Below are 15,979 nucleotides of genomic sequence, written 5' to 3' on the forward strand. Positions count from 1 at the left end.
TAGAAGCCAAAATACTCCTATCGAGTGGGAGTAATTCCCTGTGAATGAAACTGCATCCAGCAAATGGAGCAGTCAAAAAAAGTATAAAAAAGGACGACAATATGTCGTCCTTTTTATGTATTCATCTCAGTTTTGTTACGGTTTCAAAATATTCGTTCATTTCCTCTTCTGTCTGGAAATTTGCCATATAAAGCTGATTGCCCATGGCACCGCTGAGGGCATCGGGCACGCGTGCTGCCATTTTGATCTGTGCGCCGTATTTCGTCATGATATCATCGTGGCTCATCTGATACGCTTTCCCATCCCTGCGCCCTACATAGGCACAGAAATAATGCTCTCCTTCCAGCTTTGTGGAGCGATCAAAGGCAATCATATCCGCCCAAATCTTATATACATCCGTACTATGGGCATAATTCATCATATCGGGAGAGAAACCGCCGCTGGGGCGCATATTTACTTCCAGACCCATGATATCACCTTTCTTTCCAAGTCCCTTCTGATCTTTTGTCAGGCGGAAAAATTCCAGATGGACAAAACGGCTTTTCACCCCAAAACGCTTTACAGTGGCGCGGCCAGCTTTTTTTGTATCCTCCGGCAATTTCTGCAAAATATAGAATTTGCAGTCATCATTTTTATTGACCATATCCATAATAGAACCAGGTGTCACATTCCCTGTTTCAAAAAGGATCTCCCCTTTGGAATCCACAATGGCATCATAGGAGCAAACCTGCCCGTTTACAAATTCCTCCATAATGTATGTCACGCCTTCATGTCTCTGTCCATAGAAATCCACCAGCTGTTCCGCTGTTTCGATTTTGAAATTGTGGGATGCGCCTACGCCATTATCCGGCTTTGCTACAACGGGATACCCCACCTTCTTGATGAAGTTTTTGCAGCCTTCCAAATCTTTGACCAGATGGTAACGGGCTACCGCCAGACCTGCTTTTCTGTAGTATTCTTTCATTTTGGATTTATATTTGATACGGGGAATATCTGCCGTCTGGAAGCCGGAAGTGATGTTGAAATCTGTCCGCAGCTTAGCGTCTCTTTCCAACCAATATTCATTGTTGGATTCCAGCCAGTCGATGCGGCCATGCTTGAAAATAAAGAAAGCGACCGCACGGTAGACCTCGTCCTCATTTTCCAGATTGCTTACCTTATAGTATTCATTCAGGCTGCTTTTCAGGTCGCTGCTCAATTCATCATAGGGCTGGTCGCCGATGCCCAATACATTTAAACCATTGTTTTTCAATTCACGACAAAATTTCCAGTAGTTTGTAGGAAAATTAGGGGAAATAAATACAAAATTTTTCATAGCTGCCTCCGTTCTTTTACCATATCTTTTGTAAATAATTTAATTCATCCTCGATATAACAATGTTTTCATAAAAAATGGGATCTGCCGTTCCCAGCTGGCTTCGCAATGTTCTCCATAGGGTACAATACGGCTATTCAGCATAACCCCCTTTTGTATCAGCAGGGAAGAGACCTCGCCAAATAAGCGGCGAACCCCTCTATGATTCCTGCATTCGCTGGAACCATAATCCATATATAAAACTGTATGCTGATTCAGATTGGCCTGCGTGATCATATTTTTCACTTTTCTGGGGTTTGTCCATAAAGAAGGAGACAAAGCCGCTGCCCTGGAATAAATATGATTATATTGCATCAGCGCATACAAACTCATCAGCCCGCCCATAGAACTGCCGGCAATAAAAGTATGATTTCTGTCAGGCAGAGTGCGAAAGCTTTCATCAACAGTGGGTTTCAATTCATAGGCAAACCAATCCATCGTCATCTTTCCTGTGCCAATGATCTCTCCTACCTCCTGATTTTTGAAAGAAAACGGAGCATATTCCTTCAGTCTGCCATGATTGGGATCATGGCTGCCTTCCACTGCTACAATGATCATCTGAGTATGGGAACGATCCATATAACGCTCCATTCCCCAGGATTTCCCATAGGTGGCATCCGCATCAAAAAATACATTGTGCCCATCAAACATATATAAGACAGGATATCTCTTTTCTGTTTGATGAAAATATGATCTCGGCAAATAAATATAAACATGACGTTCCTCATATCCCCCTGCGATAGGAACTGTCACCGCAAAACGTTCCGTCATTTTCTTCTCTCCAATCCGTTCTTTCCCCTTATAAAAATCTTTTTTTAAATATAGCATATAGGGTCAGAAATAGCAAGGAAGGCAATGCCGCAGGGGAATAAAAAGAAAAATCCGAATTTGGCATGGAAACATGAAAATTCGGATTATTTTTTGTGTCTTTCTGCATTTATATTACCATAAAATCTCCATTTTTTCAAGTCTTGTTCTTTCCCTCCATCCGCAGTATACTATCAGCCCAAACAGCAAAAGGAGGGATTCTATGGAATACACACTTGCAGAACTTTTACCTATGGTAGAAAGCCTTTCCAGAAAGTATACACGAAACGAAAGCACTTCCATTTCCTATGAAACAGCACAGCAGCTCATGGAGGCAGTTCTTTACTGCATACAGGAGGTGACCAATTTCAACGGTGAGCTGCCCGTAGCCGCGCTTTCTGCCGCCGATGCCTATGCCCTTGGGTATGCAACAGTCCTAAGAAAAACGAAAGAGACAGCAGAGAGACATAATCTTCTCATGGAACACTTTTCCTCCTATGGTAATCAAGCCTATGAAGAAACCATCGCCCAAGGCTTTCCTGCCTTTTTCCGCCGATACGACCCCTTATTTGCCCCACAGGAACATTTTTTGACCTTGGATTATCCCCTGCTTTATCCTTTGGAAGCCCTTTATGGCATCGACCGCATTGCTGCCTATTTGGAATGTATCGAAATAGAGCAGAGATTCCTGCAAAGCTTTTCCCCGGAATTTGTTTGCTCTGCCCTTTCCAAGCATCATCCCCAATGGGAAGAACTGTTTTTGAATCTGCCCTATCATGTGCTGAAAAAGCTGCTCTGCCTGCTTTTGCTGGATATCCATGAAGAAAAAAGCCGATACAGCGACAGGGATTATGAAAATCTGCAAAAAAAAACTGATAGGATTGTCAAAAGAAGCATTAAAAGAACAGTTATCTTCCCTTTTACACCAATTTCTTGCCCAATACTTTCCCAAGGATGACGCCATGGAAAAATATTTGGGGTATGCCATCGGCGGGATTGGGGCGGAGCTTTGGTTGGGGCTGAAAGAAAACTGCCTTTCCCGTATCGTTTAAAAGGAGGAATCCCTATGAAAGAAACGCTCATGGAACTACTGCAACAGGAACAGGAAAAGAAAGCCCTATTGCAACTTTTGGACTGCAACAGAAAAACCACACCCTTTGGGCTGATGCTGACGGAAGCCGATGCAAAGCTTCTTCTTTCCCAGCGGAAAGCTGCCTTGCGGCAGCAGCATCGGCTGGAATTCGGCGAGGGCATTATACCTGCCCTCATTGATGCATTCTGCGATTCTGCATACATCACCCAAGAAACCTACGTCGAAACACTGGCAGAATTACAGGATATCTTTTATGAATATAAAAATGAATCCCTCGACCTGCTGACGGATAGTGAATTGCTCTCCTTTATGGCACAACAATTCGAATCTGTCTGCTTTGGGGATGTGGAATATCTCCGCAGCACATGTTTGGAACGCTTCTGCCGTGCCATCCGCCAAAGCAAACCGGTTCTGGAAAAGGAACGGGATGAATACAGCCTTTCGGAAGGCGGAAATCCTTATGAGAATCTCGGGGAAGAAGTTCAATGGGACAAAGATTTATTTTTGCAGGCATTGCTTGATTTATTCTAACAATAAAAAAGACCGAACAGCTCCTGTGAACTGAACGGTCTTTTTGTTACTCCTGAATCTTTGCCAGTCCTTTTTCCGTCAGACCCTTGATGATATAATCTGCGCCGCAGCACATATCAATCTCTATCACATCAGCGAGATTTTCTTCCTCCGCTTTCAGGATAAAAGTATTGGCTTCGGCTGCAGTGATGCCTGCGGCTTTGTAAAGATCTGTGGCATCTGCTTCCTTTTTCTTTTCACATATCTCCTGTGTGATTTTCAGAAGTCTTTTGATTTCGATCTGATCCATAAATACCCTCCTAAGTGATTCTTAAGAAGATTGTACCATAAGACAGAGGAATGCCACAACAAAGTTATTCTTCCACACCTTATTTCAGGGATTCTCTTTTGTATTTTTGAAATTTCTCTTTTGTAAAATCGTGTTTTGTGAATAAGAAAAAATAATATTACAAAACGCTGAAAAGCAATTCTCCATAAGAAGGGAACGGCCAGCGTTTTTTATCTGTTTCTGTTTCCATGGCATCACCAATATCCCGCAGGGCTTCCATAGCCGGCAAAACTTCATCTCTGTACAGCTTTGCTTCTTTCAGCAGGTCTTCACATGCGCCTGCAGTGGCAACGGCTTCTTCCAGACCAGAAATCTTTTCCGCGAAATCGCCGCACAGGGAAGATAATTTCAAAGCTAAGGCTTCTTCTGCTCTGCAATCCATGGAAGCAATCGCAGATTTTTTTGCTGTAATGGTTTCTGCCAATTCTCTTACATATCCCATAACCGCCGGCAAAATGTCTTTTTTCGCCATTTCCAGCATGGTCAGAGCTTCAATGTTGACTGTCTTGATATAGTTTTCCAACAAAATCTCATATCTGGAATGCAGTTCTTCTTTTGTCAGGATTTTATGCTTTTCAAACAAAACAACATTCTTTTCTGCCAGATAATGAGGCAATGCGTCCACCGTTGTTTTCAGATTCAAAAGCCCTCTTCTTTCTGCTTCTTCAACCCATTCATCGGAATAGTTATTGCCGTTGAAGATGATCCGTTTGTGTTCCTTGATAACGCGGCGGATCAGCGCAGAAAGAGCCCCATGGAAATCTTCTGCCTGTTCCAGTTCATCGGCAAACTGGGAAAGCTCTTCCGCCACAATGGTATTCAGGATAAAGTTGGGGCAGGCGATAGAAACCGAACTGCCCAGCATACGAAATTCAAATTTATTGCCGGTGAAGGCAAAGGGAGAAGTTCTGTTTCTGTCAGTGGTGTCTTTAAAGAATCTGGGCAGGACATGTACCCCGACTTTCATCAGTTCCCTGCCCTTTGCCTCATATTCTGCATCATTTTCAATACTATCCAGTACCTTTTCCAAATCCTCCCCAACAAACATGGACAGGATAGCCGGAGGCGCTTCATTGGCACCCAGGCGATGGTCATTGCCAGCAGAGGCAACAGAAATACGCAGCATATCCTGATAATCATCCACTGCTTTGATCAACGAAGCAAGGAACAGCAGAAACTGTGCATTTTCCATAGGAGAATCCCCGGGTTCCAGCAGGTTCACGCCTTTATTGGTAGAAAGAGACCAGTTATTATGCTTACCGCTGCCGTTTACTCCGGCAAAAGGCTTTTCATGAAGCAGACACGCCAGACCATGTTTATCAGCTACTTTTTTCATCAGATCCATAGTTAACTGATTATGGTCACAAGCAATATTAACTGTGGCAAAGATCGGTGCCAGTTCATGCTGAGCAGGAGCCACTTCGTTGTGTTCTGTCTTCGCCAAAACCCCCAGCTTCCAAAGTTCTTCATCCAATTCCGCCATAAAAGCCTTTACCCTGGGTTTGATGGTACCAAAGTAATGATCGTCCATTTCCTGCCCTTTGGGGGGTTTGGAACCGAATAATGTTCTGCCGCAGTAAATCAGATCTTTTCGTTTCAGATAAACATCTTTATCAATGAGAAAATATTCCTGCTCTGAACCTACAGTAGTATTAACACGTACTGTTTCTGTATCACCGAACAGGCGCAGGATACGCAAAGCCTGTTTATTCAGCGCTTCCATAGAACGCAGCAAGGGGGTCTTTTTATCCAGTGCCTGTCCTTCATAGGAATAAAAGGCTGTAGGAATGCACAAAGTTCCATCCTTGAGAAAAGCATAGGATGTCGGATCCCAAGCTGTATATCCCCGGGCTTCAAAAGTGGCACGGAGGCCGCCATTAGGAAAACTGGAGGCATCCGGTTCCCCCTGGATCAGTTCCTTTCCGGAAAATTCCATGATGACCTGTCCATCTTTGGTTGGCGCAATAAAGGAATCATGTTTTTCTGCTGTAATGCCTGTCATCGGCTGGAACCAGTGGGTAAAATGGGTCGCGCCCCTTTCCACTGCCCAATCCTTCATAGCGTTGGCGATGATATCTGCCGTTTCCCGATCCAGGCGTTTTCCTGTCTCGATAGCAAGACGAACTTCTTTGTAAGTCTGCTTCGGCAGGCGTTCTTTCATATTATGGTCATTGAAAACCATACAGCCGAAATAATCGGATACACTCTTTGTCATAGGAATTCCCCCTTTTTGCTGTTTATTTTCAGATAAAAGAAAAAGGAGCTGCGGGAATCTTTCCCACAGCCCCTTTGCTGTTCACTCCCTTAGTTTATACAACAGATTGCACAATGTCAACACTTCTTTTTTACAAAATTGACGAGCAAAAGGAAAAAACAAAAGCGATTTGCACAAAATTAGAGAGAGAATGACATCAAATAGTCAGATTTTCTCACATGTGTCTTTGAATGCAGAACGTTTGTTTTTCATGAGATGGATATTTCAAAAGATATATAGAAAAAATCTTCGTTAAAAATTATGATTTTTTATAGATTTATAAGATTGCTCGGTTTATCAAGAAGGCTTGACGCTGTCTGTTTCCGGTGCTAAAATGCAGGCAACAAAGGCATTGAAGAAGACAAGTAGCGGAAAAAGGCAGGCCCAGTGAGCGGGAGACAGTGGAAACCCCGACCGGAAGCATTTTCGTGAATAACACTTCCGAGCCGCAAGCTGAACCCCTTCGGGGCAGTAGGTGAGCCGTGGGCAGCCCGTTACCGCTGCAGGGGTTTGTTTGAACCCGACAAAGAGACTGTTACGACAGTAAATTAGGTGGCACCGCGGATCACGCAGCATTCGTCCTAAATCATAAGACGAAGTGGCTGCGTAAATATTTGATTCGGAGGTGCTTTTTTATGTGTTCGATTATGGGTTTTGAAAAAAGAAGTATTGCTTATGAAGTGGCTATGGAAGCATTCGGGAGAACGATCTCCCGGGGGCCTGATATGTCCCGTGTATTAGAAGCAGGCGATGGCTGGCTCTGTTTCCACCGTCTTGCCATCATGGGGCTTCACGAAGAAGGGATGCAGCCCTTTCAGCTGGATGGGGATTATGCTGTCTGCAACGGGGAGCTGTATGGCTTCCGTCCCATTAAAGAGGAATTGGCAAAAAAATATACTTTCGTCAGCGAATCCGATTGCGAAATCATCCTTCCCCTTTACAGGGAATATGGTTTGGATATGTTTCAAATGCTGGATGCGGAATTTGCCCTGATCCTTTATGACAGCAAAAAGGACAGCTTTATTGCTGCCCGCGATCCCATCGGCATCCGTCCCCTGTTCTATGGCTATCTGGAAGACGGCTCCATGGTTTTTGCCAGCGAAGCAAAGAACCTGACAGGCCTTTGCCGCGATATTATGCCCTTCCCTCCCGGCCATTATTATGCCGATGGGAAATTTGTAAAATACTGCGATCTGACAACAGTAGATACTTTTATCGAGGATGATATCGAAACCATCTGCAAAAATATTCGGGAAAAGCTGATTGCTGGCATTGAAAAAAGATTGGATGCGGATGCACCCTTGGGCTTCCTGCTGAGCGGCGGTCTGGATAGTTCTCTGGTCTGCGCCGTTGCTGCAAAGTTGCTGGATAAACCCATCCGCACTTTTGCCATCGGCATGGATACAGATGCTATCGACCTGCGTTATGCCCGTCAGGTGGCAGAATATCTCCACAGTGACCATACAGAGGTTATCATCAGCGAAAAAGACGTTCTGGATGCCTTGGAAACCGTCATCAGCATCCTTGGCACTTACGACATTACAACTATCCGTGCCAGCATCGGGATGTATCTGGTCTGCAAAGCCATCCATGAACGGACGGATATCCGTGTCCTGATGACCGGTGAAATTTCCGATGAGCTGTTCGGCTATAAATATACAGACTTTGCCCCCTCCCCTGCAGCATTTCAGGCAGAAGCAAAAAAGCGGGTGGATGAGCTGTATATGTATGATGTGCTTCGTGCCGACAGATGTATTTCCTCCAACTCTTTGGAGGCCCGTGTCCCCTTCGGCGATCTGGATTTTGTCAGATATGTCATGTCCATCGATCCCGCAAAGAAAATGAACGTGTACGGAAAAGGGAAATATCTGCTGCGCCATGCTTTTGAGGGCGATTGGCTGCCCCATGATATCCTCTACCGGGAAAAAGCCGCTTTCAGCGACGCTGTGGGCCATTCCATGGTGGACGATTTGAAAGCCTATGCGGAAAAGCAGTATACAGATGCAGAATTTGAAGAAAAATGCAAACAGTATGACTTTGCAAGACCTTTTACCAAAGAAAGCCTCCTCTATCGGGAGCTGTTTGAAAAGTATTACCCCGGGCAGGCAAAAGAAATCAAGGATTTCTGGATGCCCAATAAGGAATGGGAGGGCTGTGATGTAAACGACCCTTCCGCAAGGGTACTTTCCAATTATGGCGCCAGCGGCGAATAAAAACCGGCAACAAAGAAAGCCTCGAATCCTTCGATTCGGGGCTTATGTTTTGTCTGCTTGTTTATTGCACCAATACCTGCATCATATTTTCTGCAAAGGCACTGGCTCTCTCTTGAATCCCATCTACCTTCAGGATGCTCATAGGGTCATTGGCGGTTTCCTCCATGGAAAAGCGGGCAGGCAGGCGGAAGGTCTTATTCATGCTCAGAGAGCTGATAACCTGTTCCGCAACGATATTGCCGCCGCTGTAGCCAGAAACGATGAGTGCGAATACGTTCTTTTCATAGAAGGCCGTACGGCGGAAAAGAGCGGTCAGCCGGTTGATGAAAGCGGTGATATTAGCACTGAGAGCGTCATTATAATTGGGACACAGCAGTACTAACGCATCGCACTTCAGGATAGCAGGATAGACCTGTTCCGCAATGACGCCGCCATAATAGCAGCTTGATTTTTCGCTGTAGTGCATACACATGCGATACGGGCAGCCGCTGCAATCCTGAATGGTGCCATTTCTAAGGGAAATCTCCTGTATCTCGCAATGACGCAGATTTTCCTTGACCATATTCCAGAGGGCAGAAGTATTGGAAGTCTTAAAATTGCTAGCATGGAGCACAAGGATATTTGCCTTTTCCTTCTTTTGGGGTTCAAAATCCATGACCCTCTTCAGCATTTCCTTTGATGCGATATGATAGGCCGTCAGGTTATCTGTTTCCAGCCGCATAGCCTGTATATTGAAATTCTGCAGGGATTCCGTTCCCTCTACCATGGCTCGCCCTGGAAAGGCACAGCCCGCCTGATTGGCCGTAAACATAAATTCTCTCGCTACAGATTTGGTATACAGTTCGCTTTCCCCATCCACGATGATGCCGCCTACACTGCCCTCCAGCATATCGGGATTTGTCCGTAAAATCTTCAGGAAATGGAAATATTCCAGGTTGATGCCGGAAACTCCCAAGGGGATAGCAAAAAGGATCCGCTGCTGCTTCAGCGGAACGAAATCCTTCGCATATTTGATGATAGTGCAATCGTAATCTTTTAAAATATCTTTCAAAACGCCGTTCAGGCGTTGGGTGCGTTTTGCATCAGAACATTTCGGATAAACCAAGGTCAGTTTTCGTTTCATAAAATCGCCTCCAGGTTTTGGTATGCTCTTTCGATTCTGCGGAACAATGCCTCCGGCAAAGGGAGTGCCTCCATTTCCAGACCATATTCCGTAGTACGGTTTTTGCAGCCCATATATACGCCGCCCAGGAAATTGGAGCTGTAATGCCATTCTCCCCGCAAGGTCAGCAAGATAGACAGTGCCGCCGAGGAGATGGCAGGAGCCACATAGGGCTTAAATCCCAATTCTCTGGTGCGGAGATTGGCTTCCACGGCAAGGCGGGAAAGCTCTTTCGACAAAGCATCATCATAGGAGGAAATGCTGTTGGCAATGACCAAATCCTCCCCATGGGGGCCAAAGGCCCGCCCCTCTGTCAGAAAGGAAGAAAAACGTACATCTTGCTTTGCGTAATAAGCTGCTCGGGCATTCATTACACCCAAACCATAGCCCTGTACCTGTTCGGGACGAAGCCCTTTTCCATCAAATTTTCCTTCTTCGTTTTCATTGGAGGCCAGAAATGCTGCTTTGCAAAGAGGGTCAACAGGGTCGGATACCACGGCAAACAGACCTGCAAAACCTGCTGCCCGCGCCTTTTTCGCAAAGAGAGAAACAATGCCCCGGTTGGCCTCAAATTGCGCCATGCGCACATCCTTTACGGCAGAGCCCACAGGGGGAATGCCCTTGGAAGCACAGAACACAAATACATCGCAATCGAAAAGCTCCGCTTCAGTTAAAATGACAACCTCCGGCAGGGCATCATAGTCCCAAGGGTATGCCGCCTGATTCAGCTCACTTTCCCAGCGTTTGCAGACCGCTTCATTCATATCATAGATACCGATTTGAGAAATGCAGTCTCCCCCCAAAAGCTTCAGTGCTGTCAAAACAGTGCTGCCTACATCTCCCAAAGCCAAAAGATGTACTTTTTTCTTGGGCTTTTGTTCCTGTTCCAGCCGATTTCTCCATTCTTCCATCGAACCATAGGAAAGGTTCACCAAAGATACCTGTCCCTTTTCGACGGCATCCGCTAAAAGGGATTTTTCCGCAGGGGAAAGCACCGCCGCCCGTCCGTCTAAATAGTGAAGATCCAGCCAGCCTAAATCTTCCCCTGCCAAAAGCTGCCCCGGATGAATCAGCCGGCAAAAGCCTTTGCTCTTTTCCATCGGGCGGCTGACAGGTACCAGCACGCCCTTTTCCCAAGTTCCAATTTTCATACCTAATACCTCCTTTTGAGGTTTCTCTTTATTTTATCAGGTGCTGCAGCCGAACAAGCCGCTCGATATCATTCATTACATAGACAGATGCCAGCAGATGCTGTTCATAGCGCATACAGCTGCCTTCATCAGGACAGCGGGGAGAAATAATAACCTCATTCAATCTGCCTAATGTTAAACTGCGCTCAAAGGTGCGCTGATATTCTTCCTCCAGTATCTGTAAAATTTCTTTTGTATTCTGCAAACATGTCATTGATAAGTCATAAATAGCTTCTTTGGATGCATCCTGAATAAAACCAGGCATCACATAAGGCAGTTCCAGATTAACGGAAGGCAGCAGATTACCCTTCTGTTCCCCTTCCCGCTCCACAGCATCCCCGCCGATAAAGGGATACATAGAGGTTTCCACGAACCAGGCCCGCAGGGAAGGAATGAAATAGGCACTTTCCGCTTTTCTTCCCTGAATCTCCATCAGGTCTCTGCCCCTGCCGGAAAGCACGCCCACAATGATACGGTCGATATCTACATTTTCCTGCTTAAAAATGGGATCCAGCTCACGAATGCGATAGCCCTTGTGCAGCAGATCGTCCACAAGGATTACAGGCCTGCGGAAGGATTTGATGGTTCGCACCTGAGCATCCAAAGGCAGATACTGGGGAAATTCCTTGATGCGGAAGGAACGGATATCCGGCTGGAAGGCTTTTTCCGTGTGGAGCATCTTCGTAACTGTATTGGGAATAGCAATACCTTTCAATATCTTGCCGAAGGGGACACACATCTTTTTCCCCAAAGTTCTGACAGGGAGCATTTCCTTCGGCACATGGTTTGCCTTTGTGATCAAATCAATCAGCTGATTTTGCAGAATGCCCGCATCAAAGGAAATGACCAATTCACCGGGGTATAGCTTCGTCAAAGCAGACTGAAAGCGATGATGAGCTTCTGTCAGCGTCCGCAAAACTCTTTCATTGCCGTTGAAGGGCTCTTTCAGAGCAGTCTGCATATTGTGATACAGAGTAACGGGATTTTTCATATCCACTACATAAATCTGCCGTTCTCTGTTTCCCTTCAGCGTAAGGAAACCCTGCCTCTGAAAAACTTCCCGCTGCTGGAAAGGAATATCACCCTTTTGGGGGCTGAAAATTGCATAGGTGAAATCTTCACTAAGGCACTTGGCAAGGGTTTCTGTCAGCAAAATCTGACAGAGATCATCTATTTTGGAGTGTTCCCTTGTCCAGCATGCTGTCAGCAGGACGATTTTGCCGGAGGTGTTTTCCCGGATATAAGCCGCCGTATCCATATCGCCAAATTCACCGTAGAGCTCTGTGGTGGCAAGATGGCGATAAACCATAACAGCATCGGGTCTGCCCTTTCCTTCCTGATCGAAAACAATGGTCATACGGCTGGCAGGCTGCTGCAGGGCAGAGGAAAGATACTCTTCCGTTTCTGCAAGTTCCTTCAGAACCGTTGTCCCCTCTTCTCCGTCTAAATGGAGAATCTCTACTGCCTTTGTTTTGAGCAGCTGTTTATACTGAGGCTCACGAAGATAAAGACTGTTTTCATAAATATAATTTTGCGCCACGGGGTCGATCAGATTGGAAATATCTCTGTTCTGATCAATATTTTCACGGATGCGGGTGGAAGAAATATCCTCAAAATAGGCAGGCAGTTTCAATTCTATTACTTCGTTTTGGATACATGTGTAGGGACTTTCTTCCCTTTCCGCCTTTTCTTCCCCGCTTTCCCTCAGAAACAGGATATGGGGGAAGGTTTGAATGGCATCTGCCACCGTCGGCAGACGATAGGAAGATGCATTCCGCACGACATCGCTGCCCGCCACCATATAGACCTCTTTCCCGGGGAACAGCGACCGCAGGCGATGCAGATCTTTTGGATTGGCGATATTGATAGGAATATTTTCGGGGAAGAGATAAATATTCTCTTCATTGGCAACGGAAATATCCAAAATTTTTCGCCGTACCAAATGGGGCTGGGTCTTTTTCGACCAGGAAAATTCATCCAACGCCAGATAGACCACAAAGCCCATATCCCGAATTTCTCTGGCAATTTCTTTATGCCCCAAAGAAAAGGGATCATATGTGCCGGGGAAAAATGCCACTTTTTGCGGCTCTGCAAAGGTAAATTTTTCTTTTTCAAATAAATATTCGCTGATAAAACGATAAATAGAATTCCACGCCATCGTATCATTGAAGAAAGTCAGCTCTGCCACATCCTTCCGCCGTGCAAGGTTCAGCAGTTTTTTGCTCAGGAACGCATAAATCTCCTTCTTTTCTTCCAGAGCCAGAGTATTCATGCCAAACAATTCATGTCCAATGACATAAAACGCCTCCCGGCTGACATTTTCCTGATACCGCGCACAGCCGCTGAGGAGCATGCCCAGCATTGTCTTTCGCCGCTCCTGATACACAGCAGGCTCTTCCGAAAAGCGGCTGGGGTATGCGCCATAATGCCGCACCATAACACCGATCGTATCTAAAGCCACACTGGCTACCCTCTCGTTGGTGCTGATCAGAAGGCGATGCAGATCCAAAAGAAATTCATCCAATTCTCTGGGGTGAAGATATAAAACAAATTGTCCCAGATATTGAGGGATGTATTTAGAAAATTCAAAGGCACCGATTTCAAGGCCTTTTGTCAGTTCAATGGTGATTTCATTCAGCTGATCCCAAGAAAGGAAAGGAGCCAGACGCACTAAGGTTTCCCCCGCAGTATGGCGTACCGTCACCTGTTCGCTGACCTTCAGCAGATTGGACAGGTGGGCCGCAACATGCAGCTTAGGCATCGGGCAGCCACGTTTCATCCGTTCATACAAAAGCTGAATATGAATGATTTTCAGCTTCCAAGGGGTGGCTGCTTTCAGGTTTTCCAGGAAAATATCGGAAACCACTTCTTCTGCTTCAAAAATACGAGCATATACTTTCTCTGCATCTTCCGGAAGAACCTCATATTTTTCAGCAATGAGATATTGCAGAAATTCCAGAGCAACATTTTCCTCTGCAGAAACAGTTGCCGCAATGGCCGGAACGCGCTGGCTGTTGAAATCCATTTTCTCCAGAACAAGCAGCACAGCCGCTCGTACCTCCAATCCCTGACAATCTGCATATTTTTCCAAAAATGAGAGGAAAACAGATTTTTCACCCTCTGTCAGGACGTTCCGCGGAATGGAAAGCATTGTATCGATCAGGACGAAGGCTGTATCCTCCGCCCAATCGGTTTTTTCATAATATGCCATCAGCTGGGAAAGATATTTTTTTCCATTTTCTTTGCGGCTGCTTTCTGCTAAAGAGATGACAACACGTTTCAGGCCATATCCCAGCCAGCGTTTGTGGCGGTCATTCATTTTATGATCTGGAACGACAATCATGGACAAATATTTTCCCCAGAGAGCAAAACTGTCTGTTTCATCCAGAACGATATTGGCATCCGCGGGCAGTTCCTTGCCATATTCCACATCGTAGCGGGCAATGATGGTGCCAAGGAGTTCCGCCGCCTGCCTGCGGATGTCCCCTTCTCTGTGAATCAACAACTCATACAGGAAAGCACAGGTCATTTGCTTCTGTTTCTGGGTCATATAGGTGTGATATTCTGAAAAGATATTCAGATACGCCCGGGAATCCTTCCAATCCGCCGTACTGCGGGCTGCTTCCAAAATATCACCGAAGGAGGTTTCCCTGCTCAGCTTATCCATCAGGCGAATATTATGATCGATCGCCAGATGCTTACAGAGATCTACGGTTTCGCCAGTGGTCAGCAGCGCCCATTCCTTCTGCTCTGTTTGGGAAAGATGTTCTTCCGTCAGGTCTACATTGACCCCCAGATCTTTCATATATTCCTCAAAATCCACCAGACGGGAATATACATGGCGATAGCGGTTTTCTTTAGCAGTATCCACATTATCCAGCTTATTCAAAATGACACGAAAGGAATCCGCCAGGGTATAAAAGCCCATGATCTCTCTGCCGTTGGCATAGCCGTTGTTTTTCACACGAAAGTCTGCATAAATCAAAATCAGAGATTCTACAGGAAGGTTTTCCAGCTCCAAATCCCACGTGGAATGATTCGCAGCAATATGCCCGATTTCCTGCAAATCATGACGGCGGAACCAAAGGTCAGTATAATAATAATGCAGATAGGGAATCCGTTTCATTTCAATATCACGGCAGCCGTATTTGCCGATATCATGCCCTGCCGCCGCACCGGAAATCAAGCCAAGGTCAACGGGAACCCCTGCCTTTGCCAGCTGCCTGCCCACGTGCATGGCAATATGATGTACCCCCGCCACATGGGCCAAGGTATCAAAGGGCATGACTTCCCTGCCGATCCGCATCAATTCCTGCACATATTCCTGTCGAAAGGCCGTCAGGAAACGAATATACTGCTCCAGATATGGACTCTCTGCAATCTCTTCCGCTGTAGCAAAGCGGAAATCCCGTGTCCGTTCATAGGGCAGGTTTTCTTTTTCCCATTGCAGGAATACCCGCAGCACTTCCAGATAGAAAAGAACTGCACCCTTGGGAACAGGCTCCACAGAAAGGTCTTTCCGTTCCGGATAGATTTCTTTGATAATGCTGTCATAAATATGAGGAAGCCAACCTTTTTCAGGCGCTTTGCCGGCAATTGCATCCATCGCCTCCCGGCAAAGGGAAAGGACAGCTTCACTGGAAACTTCTCCCTGCTGCAAAATGGCCTCAATCCTCTCCAGCCAAACTGTCTTTTTTAAATAGGAAAAGACTTCCTTCTTTTTTAAAGCCGCCTGTTTCAAAAAATTTTTATCAGATAATGCAGCTTGTATCTCCTTATAAATGGTATAAACCAATCTTGTTCCCATAACACACCCTCCTTTATCATTCTTTGCCACAATTATAATTTTTACAAAAATTCGTTTCAATACATTCTATAGATTTTTTCTTTGTTTTCCATATATATTTTTTATGATTTTGTTTTGATTTTCTTATCTTTGCGTACAAAAAATTGATACTGAAAATTTATAGAATAAATTAATCTATAGATTTTTTTAATTATTTTTTATATCAAATTTAAATATATTCTATTTTTCTATTGTTTAAAAC

10 protein-coding genes are annotated in these 15,979 nt (G+C 45.4%); 3 read left to right on the forward strand and 7 right to left on the reverse strand.

What is annotated here, in order from left to right:
- Nucleotides 1–121: 121 nt before the first annotated feature.
- Both ACI39P_RS09530 and ACI39P_RS09535 read right to left on the reverse strand, forming a co-directional pair.
- Nucleotides 122–1,315 (reverse strand): ATP-grasp domain-containing protein, encoded by a 1,194-nt coding sequence (locus tag ACI39P_RS09530; RefSeq protein WP_439720438.1) that lies wholly within the window; start codon nt 1,313–1,315, stop codon nt 122–124.
- Between the two features lie 44 nt (nt 1,316–1,359).
- Nucleotides 1,360–2,124, reverse strand: coding sequence for an alpha/beta hydrolase-fold protein (locus ACI39P_RS09535; RefSeq protein ID WP_439720439.1), 765 nt, complete (start codon nt 2,122–2,124; stop codon nt 1,360–1,362).
- A gap of 259 nt (nt 2,125–2,383) precedes the next feature.
- Between ACI39P_RS09535 and ACI39P_RS09540 the strand changes: the two genes are divergently transcribed.
- Nucleotides 2,384–3,118: a DUF6179 domain-containing protein gene (locus tag ACI39P_RS09540; protein WP_439720440.1), complete on the forward strand. Its 735-nt coding sequence runs from the start codon at nt 2,384–2,386 to the stop codon at nt 3,116–3,118.
- A gap of 108 nt (nt 3,119–3,226) precedes the next feature.
- Nucleotides 3,227–3,784 (forward strand): DUF6323 family protein, encoded by a 558-nt coding sequence (locus ACI39P_RS09545; protein WP_439720441.1) that lies wholly within the window; start codon nt 3,227–3,229, stop codon nt 3,782–3,784.
- Between the two features lie 46 nt (nt 3,785–3,830).
- Here ACI39P_RS09545 and ACI39P_RS09550 read toward each other — a convergent pair whose 3' ends face one another.
- Nucleotides 3,831–4,073, reverse strand: coding sequence for a hypothetical protein (locus tag ACI39P_RS09550; protein WP_439720442.1), 243 nt, complete (start codon nt 4,071–4,073; stop codon nt 3,831–3,833).
- A 157-nt stretch (nt 4,074–4,230) separates the two neighbouring features.
- The gene (locus tag ACI39P_RS09555) at nt 4,231–6,327 is read right to left on the reverse strand and encodes a glutamine synthetase III (RefSeq protein WP_439720443.1); all 2,097 of its coding nucleotides are present in this window, start codon (nt 6,325–6,327) and stop codon (nt 4,231–4,233) included.
- Between the two features lie 674 nt (nt 6,328–7,001).
- Between ACI39P_RS09555 and asnB the strand changes: the two genes are divergently transcribed.
- The gene (gene asnB / locus ACI39P_RS09560) at nt 7,002–8,579 is read left to right on the forward strand and encodes an asparagine synthase B (protein WP_439720444.1); all 1,578 of its coding nucleotides are present in this window, start codon (nt 7,002–7,004) and stop codon (nt 8,577–8,579) included.
- 61 nt (nt 8,580–8,640) lie between these two features.
- Here the strand turns inward: asnB and ACI39P_RS09565 are convergent, their stop codons facing one another.
- The 3 genes from ACI39P_RS09565 to ACI39P_RS09575 are packed head-to-tail and all read right to left on the reverse strand — an operon-like array spanning nt 8,641 to nt 15,738.
- Nucleotides 8,641–9,702 (reverse strand): NAD(P)H-dependent oxidoreductase, encoded by a 1,062-nt coding sequence (locus ACI39P_RS09565; protein ID WP_439720445.1) that lies wholly within the window; start codon nt 9,700–9,702, stop codon nt 8,641–8,643.
- Nucleotides 9,699–10,892, reverse strand: a complete 1,194-nt coding sequence (locus ACI39P_RS09570; RefSeq protein WP_439720446.1) for a lactate dehydrogenase — start codon at nt 10,890–10,892, stop codon at nt 9,699–9,701. Before ACI39P_RS09570 ends, ACI39P_RS09565 begins: the two co-directional genes overlap by 4 nt.
- A 28-nt stretch (nt 10,893–10,920) precedes the next feature.
- On the reverse strand, nt 10,921–15,738 hold the full coding sequence (locus tag ACI39P_RS09575) for a nicotinate-nicotinamide nucleotide adenylyltransferase (protein ID WP_439720447.1): 4,818 nt from the start codon (nt 15,736–15,738) through the stop codon (nt 10,921–10,923).
- Nucleotides 15,739–15,979 lie beyond the last annotated feature (241 nt).

Origin of the sequence: Anaerotignum sp. (assembly GCF_051877975.1) — a bacterium.
Classification (GTDB): domain Bacteria; phylum Bacillota; class Clostridia; order Lachnospirales; family Anaerotignaceae; genus Anaerotignum_A.

Coding starts and splice junctions, on each gene's coding strand:
- ACI39P_RS09530 (WP_439720438.1), bottom strand. CDS start 1,315: ATGAAAAATTTTGTATTTATTTCCCCTAATTTTCCTACAAACTACTGG.
- ACI39P_RS09535 (WP_439720439.1), bottom strand. CDS start 2,124: ATGACGGAACGTTTTGCGGTGACAGTTCCTATCGCAGGGGGATATGAG.
- ACI39P_RS09540 (WP_439720440.1), top strand. CDS start 2,384: ATGGAATACACACTTGCAGAACTTTTACCTATGGTAGAAAGCCTTTCC.
- ACI39P_RS09545 (WP_439720441.1), top strand. CDS start 3,227: ATGAAAGAAACGCTCATGGAACTACTGCAACAGGAACAGGAAAAGAAA.
- ACI39P_RS09550 (WP_439720442.1), bottom strand. CDS start 4,073: ATGGATCAGATCGAAATCAAAAGACTTCTGAAAATCACACAGGAGATA.
- ACI39P_RS09555 (WP_439720443.1), bottom strand. CDS start 6,327: ATGACAAAGAGTGTATCCGATTATTTCGGCTGTATGGTTTTCAATGAC.
- asnB (WP_439720444.1), top strand. CDS start 7,002: ATGTGTTCGATTATGGGTTTTGAAAAAAGAAGTATTGCTTATGAAGTG.
- ACI39P_RS09565 (WP_439720445.1), bottom strand. CDS start 9,702: ATGAAACGAAAACTGACCTTGGTTTATCCGAAATGTTCTGATGCAAAA.
- ACI39P_RS09570 (WP_439720446.1), bottom strand. CDS start 10,892: ATGAAAATTGGAACTTGGGAAAAGGGCGTGCTGGTACCTGTCAGCCGC.
- ACI39P_RS09575 (WP_439720447.1), bottom strand. CDS start 15,738: ATGGGAACAAGATTGGTTTATACCATTTATAAGGAGATACAAGCTGCA.